10 protein-coding genes are annotated in these 13,321 nt (G+C 68.8%); 6 read left to right on the forward strand and 4 right to left on the reverse strand.

Translation table 11 applies throughout. The annotated features are described in order from the left end of the window. Positions 1-56 precede the first annotated feature (56 nt). The 3 genes from ACZ68L_RS22165 to ACZ68L_RS22175 are packed head-to-tail and all read left to right on the forward strand — an operon-like array spanning position 57 to position 3,458. A complete protein-coding gene (locus ACZ68L_RS22165) occupies positions 57-764 on the forward strand; it encodes a succinate dehydrogenase (protein WP_469579438.1) in 708 nt (235 codons plus the stop codon). Between the two features lies 1 nt (position 765). Then, the gene (locus tag ACZ68L_RS22170) at positions 766-2,715 is read left to right on the forward strand and encodes a fumarate reductase/succinate dehydrogenase flavoprotein subunit (RefSeq protein ID WP_469579440.1); all 1,950 of its coding nucleotides are present in this window, start codon (positions 766-768) and stop codon (positions 2,713-2,715) included. After that, complete coding sequence (locus ACZ68L_RS22175; protein WP_072488934.1) at positions 2,712-3,458, forward strand: succinate dehydrogenase/fumarate reductase iron-sulfur subunit; 747 nt, start codon at positions 2,712-2,714, stop codon at positions 3,456-3,458. The genes ACZ68L_RS22170 and ACZ68L_RS22175 overlap by 4 nt, the downstream gene beginning before the upstream one ends. Before the next feature lie 72 nt (positions 3,459-3,530). Here ACZ68L_RS22175 and ACZ68L_RS22180 read toward each other — a convergent pair whose 3' ends face one another. The 3 genes from ACZ68L_RS22180 to ACZ68L_RS22190 form a co-directional block, all read right to left on the reverse strand. Beyond that, a complete protein-coding gene (locus ACZ68L_RS22180; RefSeq protein WP_469579442.1) occupies positions 3,531-5,294 on the reverse strand; it encodes a glycosyl hydrolase family 18 protein in 1,764 nt (587 codons plus the stop codon). A 238-nt stretch (positions 5,295-5,532) separates the two neighbouring features. Continuing rightward, a complete protein-coding gene (gene uvrA, locus ACZ68L_RS22185; protein ID WP_469579444.1) occupies positions 5,533-7,956 on the reverse strand; it encodes an excinuclease ABC subunit UvrA in 2,424 nt (807 codons plus the stop codon). Between the two features lie 292 nt (positions 7,957-8,248). Then, positions 8,249-9,619 carry a polysaccharide pyruvyl transferase family protein gene (locus ACZ68L_RS22190; RefSeq protein WP_469579447.1) on the reverse strand — a complete coding sequence of 457 codons (1,371 nt, stop codon included), beginning with the start codon at positions 9,617-9,619 and terminating at the stop codon, positions 8,249-8,251. A gap of 280 nt (positions 9,620-9,899) precedes the next feature. Here ACZ68L_RS22190 and ACZ68L_RS22195 point away from each other — a divergent pair, with 280 nt between their 5' ends. Further along, positions 9,900-10,979, forward strand: coding sequence for a hypothetical protein (locus ACZ68L_RS22195; protein WP_469579449.1), 1,080 nt, complete (start codon positions 9,900-9,902; stop codon positions 10,977-10,979). Positions 10,980-10,992: 13 nt separating this feature from the next. Beyond that, on the forward strand, positions 10,993-11,481 hold the full coding sequence (locus ACZ68L_RS22200) for a phosphatase domain-containing protein (RefSeq protein WP_469579451.1): 489 nt from the start codon (positions 10,993-10,995) through the stop codon (positions 11,479-11,481). 72 nt (positions 11,482-11,553) lie between these two features. Here ACZ68L_RS22200 and ACZ68L_RS22205 read toward each other — a convergent pair whose 3' ends face one another. Then, positions 11,554-11,769, reverse strand: a complete 216-nt coding sequence (locus ACZ68L_RS22205) for a dodecin (RefSeq protein ID WP_351084395.1) — start codon at positions 11,767-11,769, stop codon at positions 11,554-11,556. Between the two features lie 201 nt (positions 11,770-11,970). Between ACZ68L_RS22205 and ACZ68L_RS22210 the strand changes: the two genes are divergently transcribed. Beyond that, positions 11,971-13,227 (forward strand): extracellular solute-binding protein, encoded by a 1,257-nt coding sequence (locus tag ACZ68L_RS22210; protein ID WP_469579453.1) that lies wholly within the window; start codon positions 11,971-11,973, stop codon positions 13,225-13,227. Positions 13,228-13,321: the final 94 nt, after the last annotated feature.

Genomic DNA, 13,321 nt, shown 5'->3' on the forward strand with positions numbered 1-13,321 from the left:
CATGAGCCGCGCCATGTCTTGGACTGATGGGGCCCTTCGGCCCTAGCGTCGTGTCCATGGCATTGGCAACACGGACGGACCGACGGCCGTCCATGACGCGTACGCTCTGGGACTCGTCCGTCGGCAAGAAGACGATCATGGCCGTGAGTGGCCTGATCATGCTCCTCTACTTGGTCGTCCACATGGTCGGCAACCTGAAGATCTTCTTCGGGGCCGGCGAGTTCAACCATTACGCGCACTGGCTGCGGACCATGGGGGAGCCCTTCCTGCACTACGAGTGGGCCCTGTGGATCGTCCGTGTGGTGCTCGTCCTCGCCGTGGTGCTGCACGCCGTCTCCGCGTACCAGCTGAGCCGTCGCGACATCAGGGCGCGCCCCGCCAAGTACGTCCACAAGAAGCCGCGCGCCGGCTATGCCACCCGGACCATGCGCTGGGGCGGGATCATCCTCGCCCTGTTCATCGTCTGGCACATCCTCGACCTGACGACGGGCACCGTGCACTCCGGCGGGTTCCAGTCCGGGCACCCGTACCAGAACGTCGTCGACACCTTCTCCACCTGGTACGGCAACACGATCTACATCGTCGCCATGCTCGCCCTCGGACTCCATGTGCAGCACGGGTTCTGGAGTGCCGCACAGACCCTCGGCGCGGGCCGGGCAACCCGTGAGCGCTTCCTCAAGACCATCGCCAACGTCCTCGCACTGGTGCTGACGGTGGGCTTCATCTCCGTACCCGTCGCCGTCATGACCGGAGTCGTGAGCTGACATGACCGACTACCCGCACTACCGCACGGGCGCGCCCGTCGTCGACACCAAGGCCCCCGAAGGCCCCGTCGCCGAACGCTGGGACACCCGCCGCTTCCAGGCCAAGCTGGTCAACCCGGCCAACCGCCGCAAGCACACCGTCATCGTCGTCGGCACCGGCCTCGCCGGTGGTTCGGCCGGCGCGACCCTCGCCGAACAGGGCTACCACGTCGTCCAGTTCTGCTTCCAGGACTCGCCCCGCCGCGCCCACTCGGTCGCCGCACAGGGCGGTATCAACGCCGCGAAGAACTACCGCAACGACGGCGACTCGATCCACCGGCTCTTCTACGACACGGTCAAGGGCGGCGACTTCCGGGCCCGCGAGTCCAATGTCCACCGGCTCGCCCAGATCTCCGTGGAGATCATCGACCAGTGCGTCGCCCAGGGCGTCCCCTTCGCCCGCGAGTACGGCGGCCTCCTCGACAACCGGTCCTTCGGCGGCGTCCAGGTCTCCCGCACGTTCTACGCCCGCGGCCAGACGGGACAGCAACTCCTCCTCGGCGCCTACCAGGCGCTGTCCCGGCAGATCGCCGCGGGCAACGTCGAACTGCACGCCCGCACCGAGATGCTCGACCTGATCATCGTCGACGGCAAGGCCCGCGGCATCGTCGCCCGCGACCTCGTCACCGGGAAGATCGACACCTACTTCGCCGACGCGGTCGTCCTGGCCAGCGGTGGCTACGGCAACGTCTTCTACCTGTCGACGAACGCCATGAACTCCAACGCCACCGCCGTCTGGCGCGCGCACCGCCGCGGCGCCTATTTCGCCAACCCCTGCTTCACCCAGATCCACCCCACCTGCATCCCGCGCACCGGTGACCACCAGTCCAAGCTGACCCTGATGAGCGAGTCGCTGCGCAACGACGGCCGGATCTGGGTGCCGAAGGCCAAGGGCGACAACCGCCCCGCGAACGAGATCCCCGAGGACGAGCGCGACTACTACCTGGAGCGCATCTACCCCGCCTTCGGCAACCTCGTCCCCCGTGACATCGCCTCCCGCGCCGCGAAGAACGTCTGCGACGAGGGGCGCGGCGTCGGCCCCGGCGGACAGGGCGTCTACCTGGACTTCGCCGAAGCCATCCAGCGGATGGGCAGGGCCAAGGTCGAGGAGAAGTACGGCAACCTCTTCGACATGTACGCGCGGATCACCGCGGAGAACCCGTACGAGACCCCGATGCGGATCTACCCCGCCGTGCACTACACGATGGGCGGACTCTGGGTCGACTACGACCTCCAGACCACGATCCCGGGCCTGTTCGCGATCGGGGAGGCCAACTTCTCCGACCACGGCGCCAACCGGCTCGGCGCCTCCGCGCTGATGCAGGGCCTCGCCGACGGCTACTTCGTCCTGCCGTCGACCATCAACGACTACCTGGCCCGCAATCCCCACCACGACGAGGTCGACGCCTCGCACCCCGCCGTCGAAGAGGTCGTCGCGGACACCGAGGACCGGCTGAACCTGCTGCTCTCCGTCGACGGCGACCGCACCCCCGACTCCTTCCACCGCGAGATCGGTGAACTCATGTGGGAGTACTGCGGAATGGCCCGCACCGAGGAGGGGCTGCGCAAGGCACTCGACCGGATCCCGCAGATCCGCGAGGAGTTCTGGCGCCGCATCAAGGTGCCCGGCACCGGCGACGAGTTCAACCAGTCGCTGGAGAAGGCCAACCGCGTCGTCGACTACCTGGAGCTCGCCGAGCTCATGTGCCTCGACGCCCTGCACCGCGCGGAGTCCTGCGGAGGCCACTTCCGCGAGGAGTCGCAGACCCCGGACGGCGAAGCCGCCCGCCGGGACGAGGAGTTCTCCTACGCCGCCGCCTGGGAGTTCTCCGGCACCGGCGAGGCCCCCGTCCTGCACAAGGAAGACCTCGTCTTCGAGTACGTCCACCCCACCCAGCGGAGCTACGCATGAAGCTCACCCTGCGCGTCTGGCGCCAGAAGAACGCCGACGCCCCCGGCGCCATGTCCACCTACGAGGTGGACGGCATCTCGCAGGACATGTCGTTCCTGGAAATGCTCGACACCCTCAACGAGGAACTCATCCTCGCCGGCGACGACCCCGTCGCCTTCGACCACGACTGCCGCGAGGGCATCTGCGGCGCCTGCAGCCTCGTCATCAACGGCGACGCCCACGGCCCCGAACGCACCACCACGTGCCAGCTCCACATGCGGTCCTTCGAGGACGGCGACACGATCGACATCGAACCGTGGCGCGCCTCGGCCTTCCCGGTCGTCAAGGACCTGGTCGTGGACCGCTCGGCCTTCGACCGGATCATCCAGGCGGGCGGATACATCTCCGCCCCGACCGGCACCGCCCCCGAGGCACACGCCACACCGGTGCCCAAGCCGGACGCCGACTTCGCCTTCGAGCACGCCGAGTGCATCGGCTGCGGCGCCTGTGTCGCGGCCTGCCCCAACGGCTCGGCGATGCTCTTCACCTCGGCGAAGATCAACCACCTCAATGTCCTGCCGCAGGGCGCTCCCGAGCGAGAGACCCGGGTCCTCGACATGGTCGGACAGATGGACAGCGAGGGCTTCGGAGGCTGCACGCTCACCGGGGAGTGCGCCACGGCCTGCCCGAAGGGCATTCCGCTGCCGTCGATCTCGGCCATGAACAAGGAGTGGCTGCGGGCGACCCGGAAGGTGCGTCGCTGAGCGAACGGCCGAGTTCCCGGCCCCGGAGGCCGCCCACCTCCGGGGCCGGGAGGTCTCAGCCGTTCCGCCGGGTCAGGACGTCACGGAGAGGTCGTCGCCGTAGACCGCGCCCTGCCCGTACCAGCCGTGCAGATAGACGGTCACCGCCCCGGTCGACCCCGTGGTGAACGCCACCGACTGCTTGGCGTAGCCGCTCGACGAGCCCCAGGTGCTCGCGGTCGCGTCGCCGCGCACCCCGAGGTATCCGTAGCTGCCCTGCGCCCAACCGCTCAGCGTGTACTTGGTGTTGGGGGACAGGGTGAGGGTCTGCGTGCACTCGCCGGTCTGCGACGCGGTGGCCGCCGCGGCGAGCGCGTGCGAACCGCCGTGGACCGGGGTGGAGACGACCGAGCCACCGGACTCGCAGGTCCAAGGGCTCAGCGAACCCGTCTCGAAGTCACCGTTCACCAGGGCGCCCGTGCCACCGCCCGGACCCGACACCGTCAGAGTGAAGGCCGCCGCGTGACTGAGTGTGCCCGCCGTGCCGGTCACATCGATCCTGTACGTGCCGGGCGCCGTGGACGCCGACGCGCTGACCGTCAGCTTCGACGTACCCCCCGCGGTGACCGAGGTCGGGCTGAGCGTCGCTGTCACACCCGCGGGAGCTCCGCTCGCCGTCAGCGCCACGGTCTTGGCGTTGCCGGAGGTGACCGCGGTGTTCACGGTCGCCGTGGTGGAGCCCCCGGGGGCGACCGTGGCCGAACCGGGTGCGAGGGCCACCGAGTAGTCGTCCGTCACCGGACCCGCGCCGCTCGTGAACGGCGCGAAGGTGTGCGAGAAGTACCAGGTGTCCTGGGCGATCCCGGAGCAGGTGTCGCTGCCCCCGGTGCCGGGGCAGCCTCCGTTGTCGCGCTGGAGCGCCCAGAACGACAGGGTGCTGACGCCCTTGGCGACGGCCCAGTTGTACACCGAGGTCGCGTCGGCCGTGGTGAACGTCTCGGCCGGACCGTAGTCGTCGATGCCCGGCATCTCGATGATGCCGGTCATGCCCCACAGCTGGGCGTCGGTCTTCGACGGGTAGAGGCCGGCCAGTTGGCCCTTCAGACCGGTGATCGCCGTCTGTGTGTCCTGCGTCATGCTGTGCGAGGCGCCGTCGTAGTAGTCGAACGTCATCAGGTTCACCACGTCGACCTTGGTGCCGTTGGACACGGCGTTCTCCAGCACCGCCAGACCACTGTCCGCGAGTCCGCTCGTGGTGGTGGGCAGGGTGTAGGAGATCTGCACCGAGCGGCCGTTGGCGGCGGCCCAGTCCTGGACCTTCTTGATCGCCTTGTTGCGGCGGTCGACGCCGGCGCTGTTCTCCAGGGAGTTGTCCTCGATGTCCATGTCGAGGCGGGAGACGTCGTAGGTCGTGATGACCTTTTCGTACGCTGCCGCGATGGAGTCGACGTTCGTACAGCTGTCGGCGATCTCGGTGCCCCCGTTGTCGGCCGTGTATCCGCCGAACGACGGGATCACATCGCCGCCGCGCGACCGGATGGTGGTGAAGTCGACGCCGAACTCGGACTGGGCGATGGGGGTGCTCGAATCGCCGTTCCAGTACGGGGTGCAGGAACCGCGGGCCTCCGTCTGGATGAAGGCCATGGTCAGGTACTTGGCACCGGACGCCTGCGAGAGCGCGGCCGGGCTGTCGCCGTTCCACGCCTCGAAGTACGGGGCGAAGACGTGCGCGGGCAGGGGAGTGGCGGCGGTCGTGGCGGCCTCGGCGCCGACGCCTGATCCGAGGACCAGACCGGCGGAGGCGATGGTCGTCGCCAGGACACTCAGGACTGTGCCGAGTGTTCTTGAACGTCTCATGGGGTGCTCCCAGCGGGGTGAGACAACGGGCGGATCGCACGGCTCGGCCGCGCCCGGTCAGGGGCGCGGCCCGTTCCTGTGATTCCCGGCCGGGGGTCACATGCCGCACGGCATGGAGCGGCCGTGAGGCATGCCCATGATTGGTCTGGACCAGCCTTCGGTCAATGCTCTTTGCCTTTTCATTTCCCATTGCTTGCCTGATGTGGCAACTCTCCATGGCAGAAGGGGAGTTGAATCCTCAGGTCAGACGGAGCGAGGCCCTGAGGTACGCCGCGGTGCGGCTGCCCTCCGCGTGCGCGACCTCTGTGGGCGATCCCGTCGCCACGATCCGGCCGCCCCGGTCGCCGCCTCCGGGGCCGAGGTCGATCACCCGGTCGGCGCCCGCCACCACCGCCATGTCGTGCTCCACGACCACGACGGTGTTGCCCGCGTCCACCAGTCCGTGCAACTGCCGCATCAGCACCTCGACATCGGCGGGATGCAGCCCGGTCGTCGGCTCGTCCAGCAGATACAGGGTGTGGCCCCGGCGCGTGCGCTGGAGCTCGGCGGCCAGCTTGATCCGCTGGGCCTCGCCGCCCGACAGCTCCGTGGCCGGCTGACCGAGCCGCAGATAGCCGAGCCCGACTTCGAGCAGCGTCCGCAGACTGCGCTCGGCGGCGGGCGTCCCGGCGAAGAAACCGGCCGCCGACTCCACCGTCAGATCCAGGACCTGCGCGATGTCCAGGCCGCGCAGGGTGACCTCCAGGGTCTCCGGGTTGTACCGCGCACCGTGACAGTCCGGGCAGGGCGCGTACGTACTGGGCAGGAAGAGCAGCTCGACGGAGACGAACCCCTCGCCCTGGCAGGTCTCGCACCGCCCGCCCGCGACATTGAAGGAGAACCGTCCCGCCTTGTAGCCGCGCTCGCGCGCCGTGTCCGTCTCGGTGAACAGCTTCCGCACGACATCGAAGAGGCCGGTGTACGTGGCCAGATTGGAGCGGGGGGTACGGCCGATCGGCTTCTGGTCGACCTGCACGAGGCGGTCCACCGCCTCCAGCCCCTCCGCCGACGCGCACCAGGGCGGGGGAAGCTCCGCGGGCGGACCCGCGGCGGCGGACACCTGCCGGTCGGCGAGCACACCGGCCAGGACCTGACCCACCAGGGTCGACTTCCCCGACCCTGAGACGCCGGTCACGGCGGTGAACACCCCCAGCGGGAACTCGGCGTCCACCCCTCGCACATTGTGGCGGTCGATGCCGTTCAGTTTCAGCCACCCCGACGGTGTACGCACCTGCCGCACCGGAGTGGGCCCCTCGTCGAAGAGGAAGCGCCGGGTCGCCGACTCCGTCACCTCCGCGAGCCCGGCCGGCGGACCGCTGTGCAGCACCCTGCCCCCGTGCTCACCGGCCAGCGGCCCCACGTCGACCAGCCAGTCCGCCCGGCGCACCACATCCATCTGATGCTCCACGACGAAGACCGAGTTCCCGGCCTCCTTCAGCCGGCCGAGCACCCCCAGCAACGACTCGGTGTCCGCCGGGTGCAGACCGGCCGACGGCTCGTCCAGCACATAGACGACACCGAACAGACCGGAGCGCAGCTGGGTGGCGAGGCGCAGCCGTTGCAGCTCGCCGGAGGACAGCGTGGGAGCCGTGCGATCGAGGCTGAGATAACCGAGGCCGAGTTCGGTGACCGTCTCGATCCGGGCGAGCAGATCCGCCGTCAGGACCCGTGCCGTGTCGCTCCCGCCCGCCGTGCGCAGCACCTCGGCGAGAGAGGTGAGCGCAAGCGCGGCCAGTTCGGCGATCGAACGGCCGGCGAAGGTGACGGCCATCGCCTCCGGCCGCAGCCGGCCGCCACCGCAGACCGGGCAGGGGGCACTGGTCAGGAAGCGCTCGGCCTTGGCCCGCAGCGTACGGCTCTTGGAATCCGCGAAGGTGTGCAGCACATAGCGGCGGGCGCTCATGTACGTGCCCTGGTAGGGGCGTTGGATGCGTCCCGCCTCCCGCACCGGATGGACCGTCACCACAGGCTGCTCATCGGTGAACAGGATCCACTCCCGGTCCGCGGCGTCCAGATCGCGCCACGGGCGGTCGATGTCGTACCCCAGCGCGTCCAGCACATCGCGCAGGTTCTTGCCCTGCCAGGCCCCGGGCCAGGCGGCGATCGCGCCTTCCCGGATCGAGAGCGAGGGGTCGGGAACCAGTAGTTCCTCGGTGGTGCGGTGGATGCGGCCGAGACCGTGGCACTCGGGGCAGGCCCCGGCTGCGGTGTTCGGCGAGAAGGAGTCGGAGTCCAGCCGTTCGGCACCGGGTGGGTAGGTCCCGGCGCGCGAGAACAGCATGCGCAGGGAGTTGGAGAGCGTGGTGACCGTCCCGACCGAGGAACGGGCGCCGGGCGCCGAACGGCGCTGCTCCAGCGAGACGGCGGGCGGCAGCCCGGTGATCTCGCCGACCGCGGGCGCACCGACCTGATGGATCAGCCGACGGGCGTACGGGGCGACGGACTCGAAATAGCGGCGCTGCGCCTCCGCGTAGATCGTGCCGAACGCGAGTGAGGACTTCCCGGAGCCCGAGACGCCGGTGAACACGGTGAGGGTGTCGCGCGGGATGTCGACCGAGATGTCCTGGAGATTGTGCTCACGGGCGCCGCGCACCCGGACGTACGGATCGTGGGGGGTGGACATGGGCGCGTGGACTCCGTACGGATCGGGGCAGAGGCGGCAGCCTGGGGACAAACACTCCGATTCTAGGCGTCGGAGGTGGTCCGGGAGGCGGCGAGGCCGCCGGGCGCGGGCCGCAAAAGCCGGAGACGGGCCCTGTACGGACCGGCCTCGGACGACGGATGGACCCCCCGCCCGTTGCCCGCCGACGGCCCGGGGGCGGACAGGGGCGAATGGGCGAAGGAACGAAGGAACGAAGGGGCGACCAGGGTCTTTCGTCCGGATCAGGCCGTCCGGCCTGATCCGGACGAAGTCCTTAGCGCGACGGACGCAGCGCGCGCTTGATGGGCCGTCCGACGACACTGCGGGCCCGCTGGTACGTGGAGCGCTGGACCGGCACCGAGGAGTTCTTCGCGAGCTTCCGCTTGAGCTGGTTGTTCTGCTCGGTGAGGTCCGTCAGCTGGGACTGGAGCCAGCCCAGGCGCGCGCTCATCGTGGAGGCGTCGGCGCCGACCCATGGGCGGATGCCCGGAGGGAAGGCCAGCCCGCTCATCCGAGACTCGAAGGCCGCACCGCCGTCCCCATGGGTGAAGGTGTTCTCCAGGCCGTTCTTGTCCAGGAAGTTCATGAACCGGTCGAACCGCTCCTGGTGACCGCGTGTCAGCGGCCCGAAGTCGGCCTCGGCGTAGAGATCCGCAGGGTCGAGATCGGAGGGGGCCTTGGCGAGCATCCGGTGCGGGATGTCGAAGTAGCGGCACAGCTCCAGCGTCCGGGAGTCGCCGCAGAGCACAGTGGCGGGCGTGCCGGCCAGCAGTGCCGCGATGTTGCCGTGGATCCGGGAGCCGAAGGAGAAGTCGAAGCCCCGAAGGTCATCCATCCAGGCGGCCGGATCGACATAGACGCGGACCTTGTCCTCCCGGTACATGGGGTGGTCGGGGTGGGTGGGGATGTTGGTCAGCGAGGCGTTCTGATGGGACAGGTCGCGCCAGTGCAGCTGACGCGCTTCGGAGAGGTTCTGGCCGATGAACCGGAGATGCGGGTAGCGGGTGTGGGCACGGTTGATGATCTGCCCGAGCTTGTGCTTCCGCACGGCGTCGTGCGATCCGTTGACGGAGATCCGTGAGTCGGGCCCGAGAGTCCGGCCGCTCTCGCGGATGTCGAGCCTGGTGCCGTTGACGAACATCGAGGGGCAGCCGATGACGTCCACGTCACGGAAGCCCATGTCCCGCAGATACCGCTCGGTGAACTCCCCGCGCACACCGATCGAGGCGCTGTGGTCGAGCACGGCGGAGACGAACGCGTAGACCGTGGACTGCATGGGGCGCAGCCGGTCCGCGGAGTAGTTGACGCCGGTCTGGGCACCCACGCCCGGCACGACGACCGGGATCTTGAGCTTCGAGATGAGCTGGGTAAGACGCTCCAGTTGGCGCTCGAAGGACGGCCGGAAGGCGTTGGCGAGCGGGATGACGAAGGCGTCGTACTCGCTGTTGATGCGGTCGGCGTCGGCGACCCTGGTGGTGATGCCGTTCGACACCACTTCCGAGCCCGGCGTCTCCAGGATCTTGTGGGCGGCATCGCTGAAGATCAGGTTGCCCGAGTTGGTGGCGAACACGTCCTCGTGGAGAGCGCGCTCGACAGGGACGACGTCGTAGGGGCTCTTCCCTGAACGCAGGAGTATTCGCTTCACATGGTTAACGTTTGATGCCACAAACCTGAATATAGCTTTACGAATGCTTTTGATTCCATGCGCATCCTGTACAACCTTTTACGATCTGCGCGGAACGTAAGGACATGATCACACATCCGCGCGCGATCGGGTACCCGCGGGGTCCGAGGTGAGACTCCTCGGGACCGCCCCGTGAGGTGTCGGCGACGCCCTTCTGACGCCCTCTTGAGTGCCGGGCGGCCCCCGCCGTACGCTGCGTTCCGCGCGCGGGCGCGCCTACCGGGGAGGTGGAAGCGCCGTCATGGCCGACGCACTGTCCGAGGACGACATCCTCGAAGCCGTCGCCCGGCACATCGGCCGACCGGGGCAGGGGGCGCAACTGCGGCGCGCCGGCGCCGACATCACCCGGCTCCCGATGCTCGACCTGTGCATCGTCCGCTGCGTGGAGACCCGCACCACGCGGCCGCAGTCCAGGCCCGGCACGCACGACACGTCGCGGCGGCCCGAGTACGAAGGTGATCTGCGCGACCATCCGGTCGATCCGCCGAAGGACCCGACGGTGTCGCGGACGGTGGAGTTCGTGCTCCGCGGCTCGGTCAGAACGGTGTCCTGTGGCTGTGACGACGGACGGCAGGCCTGCTCGCGCTGCCGGGCCAAGGGAAGGCTGCGCTGCGACATCGGCCCGGTGTGCCCGGCCTGCGAGGGCGTCGAGCCGTGCACCTGGTGCGACGGCACGGGCGAACGCCGCAAGGACCGCTCGCCGTCCGGCTCGACGCAGGAGAAGTCAGCTGCCGGTCGGACCTCCTGTGAGAAGTGCCGCAAGCCGCGCACCGCTTGTCCGGAATGTCGAGGATGGGGTGCCAAGAGGTGTCCCAAGTGCGATGACACCGGCTTCAGGGTCTGCCCGGTCTGCTCGGGTGAGAGGTCGACGGAGCACGGTCCCTGCGGCGGTACGGGCCTGGTCACCCTCTGGACCGGGGGATCGGTCGGACAGGCCCCCGACCGGGCCTCGTTGAAGCTGCCGGAGCCGGCGCCACCGCTGCGCTTCAGGCAGCAGGCCGGCCGCACCGGCGCCTGGAAGCGCGTCACTCTGAGCTCGGCCGGTGACCCGCTGCCCGACGGCCTGGACCCCGCCCATCTCAAGAAGGTCGAATCGGCTCTGGCGCCGCGCCGGGGTGAGGTGGCCAGGCGCGTCGACATCGGCTGGCTGCATTCGGCCGCGGTCACCGTCCCCGACGATCCCGATCACGTCTTCTACGTCTTCCCCGGACGCGAGGGGCCGGAGGTCCTGTCGATCTGGTCACGGCGCCTGTCCCTGCGGGTCGCCGCGGTGGTGGCAGGCGTGGTCGTGCTGGTGCTGCTGGTAGTGGCGTTGGTCTGATTTGCTGGGGAGTGTGAGAAGCGACCACCGGCCCCTGGCCGTATTCGACCTGGACGGCACGCTTGCCGACAGCGGCCACCGGCAGCACTATCTGGAGGGGCCCCGGCGCGACTGGAACAGCTTCTTCTCCGCCGCAGTCGACGACCCACCGCTGCCCGAAGGCGTCCGGCTGGCGCTGAGCAGCGCCGAGGACTGCGAGATCAGGTATCTCACCGGTCGGCCCGAGCGGTGCCGTCGCGACACCGTCGCATGGCTGACGGAACAGGGTCTGCCCGAAGGGAGGTTGTACATGCGCCGCAACGACGACCGCAGGCCCGCCCGGCACACGAAGCTGGAGATCCTGCGACGGCTGGGCCGGGATCGTGAGGTGCGGATGCTGGTCGACGACGACGAACTCGTCTGCGACGCGGCGGAGCAGGCCGGTTTCGCCGTGGTGCGGGCCCGCTGGGCGAAGGTGTCGCCCACGCTCAAGGACGCGCAGGAGCGCGAGGGCCGAACCTGAATCCCGTCCTGCGGAACCGGCCGGAGGCGAGCCGACGCGGTGGTGATGCCCTCGTGATGCCGTCGTGCCCGATCAGCTCGGTTCGTCGAGTCGGAAGCCCACTTTCAGGCCCACCTGATAGTGCTCGATTCGGCCATCCTTGATCTCTCCACGAACCTGCGTGATCTCGAACCAGTCGAGATTGTGCAACGTTTCCGAAGCTCTGGCGATGCCTCTGCGGATGGCGTCGTCGACGCCTTCATGGGAGGTTCCCACGATCTCGGTGACCCGATAGGTGTGATTAGACATGCTATGTCTCCTCTCCTCTCTACCACGGTGCCCCACCCGGACCGGGTGCGCGAGGGGTCGATGTGCGGAATGTGTGATGAACGGGCCTTGACCAAACCAATGGTCCATACCAAAATCCAGCCACGCCCGTGCGAGCGCCGCCCGCAGTCCCCCACACCGGGTCGTCGATTTCGTCGTGCCGTTTCGCAGAAGGTGAACCTGGTGAAGAACCGCATACTCGTCGGAGCCGTCGCGCTCGTTTCCACCTTTGCGCTGGGCGGATGCGGCTTCGTCTCGGGCTCGGAGGCGTCCGGCAGCAAGAAGGTCACGGTCTGGCTGATGAAGGACAGCGTGTCCGCCGATTTTCTGGAGCGCTTCACGAAGGCGTACCGGGACGAGCACCCTTCCATCGAACTGGAGTTCAAGATCCAGGGCTGGAGTGGCATCGGCCCGAAGGTCATTGACGCGCTGAAGGGCAAGGACACCCCCGACGTCATCGAGGTCGGCAACACCCAGGTCTCCCAGTACGCGGAGAGCGGCGGACTGAGCGACCTCACCCTGGAGTCCGTGCGCGACCTCGGCAGCGAGGAGTGGCTGCCGGGTCTCGCCGACCCGGGCAGCATCGAGGGCGTCCAGTACGGCATTCCCTGGTACGCGGCCAACCGAGTGGTGATCTACAACAAGGACCTCTTCGAGCAGGCCGGTATCACCAGCCCGCCGAAGACCCGGGACGAGTGGATCGCGGACAGTGCCCAGCTGAACCGGAACGGCAACCAGGGCATCTACCTCGCGGGCCAGAACTGGTACGTCCTCGCCGGATTCATCTGGGACGAGGGCGGCGAACTGGCCGAGGAGAGGGGCGGCAGCTGGGAAGGCGCCCTGGACAGCCCCGACGCGCTGAGGGGCATGAGCTTCTACAAGCAACTCCAGGCGCTCGGTGACGGCCCCAAGAACGCGGACGAGGAAAGGCCCCCGCAGGCCAAGGTCTTCGCCAAGGGCGACGTCGCGCAGATCATCTCGGTGCCCGGCACCGCCGCGCAGATCGAACAGCTGAACCCTGAACTCAAGGGAAAGCTGGGCTACTTCCCGATCCCGGGCAAGACCACGAAGTCTCCCGGCTCGGTCTTCACCGGCGGGTCCGATCTGATCGTGCCGGAGAAGGCGAGCCAGCGCGCCGCGGGCATCGATGTGATCAAGGCGCTCGCCGGCCAGAAGTGGCAGGAAGAGCTCGCGAAGGCCATGAGCTACGTGCCGAACAAGCCCGGTCTCGCACGTGTCATCGTGGGTCAGGAAGGCACCGCGGCGATGGCCCGGGGCGCCACGAGGGGACGTGCGACTCCCAATTCGCCGCAGTGGGCGGATGTCGAGGCCGTCAACCCGATCAAGCCGTACATGACAGCGGTCCTGGAGGGCGGCGACCCGCAGGCGGAGGCGAAGGCCGCGTCCGAGAAGATCACCGAACAGCTCGCGGGCGGCTGACCCACGCGGCTCCGGTCCGCGGCCGGGATACCGGTCCCCGGCCGGGCACACCCGGGATTCAGCCTTCGCACATCCCGACTCTCCCACGCGGTCA

Source organism: Streptomyces sp. NPDC104309, from assembly GCF_055584025.1.

What these genes read in the sequence shown, in the direction of transcription:
- ACZ68L_RS22195 (WP_469579449.1), top strand. Translation starts at nt 9,900, where the DNA reads ATGGCCGACGCACTGTCCGAGGACGACATCCTCGAAGCCGTCGCCCGG.
- uvrA (WP_469579444.1), bottom strand. Translation starts at nt 7,956, where the DNA reads ATGTCCACCCCCCACGATCCGTACGTCCGGGTGCGCGGCGCCCGTGAG.
- ACZ68L_RS22205 (WP_351084395.1), bottom strand. Translation starts at nt 11,769, where the DNA reads ATGTCTAATCACACCTATCGGGTCACCGAGATCGTGGGAACCTCCCAT.
- ACZ68L_RS22170 (WP_469579440.1), top strand. Translation starts at nt 766, where the DNA reads ATGACCGACTACCCGCACTACCGCACGGGCGCGCCCGTCGTCGACACC.
- ACZ68L_RS22180 (WP_469579442.1), bottom strand. Translation starts at nt 5,294, where the DNA reads ATGAGACGTTCAAGAACACTCGGCACAGTCCTGAGTGTCCTGGCGACG.
- ACZ68L_RS22165 (WP_469579438.1), top strand. Translation starts at nt 57, where the DNA reads ATGGCATTGGCAACACGGACGGACCGACGGCCGTCCATGACGCGTACG.
- ACZ68L_RS22175 (WP_072488934.1), top strand. Translation starts at nt 2,712, where the DNA reads ATGAAGCTCACCCTGCGCGTCTGGCGCCAGAAGAACGCCGACGCCCCC.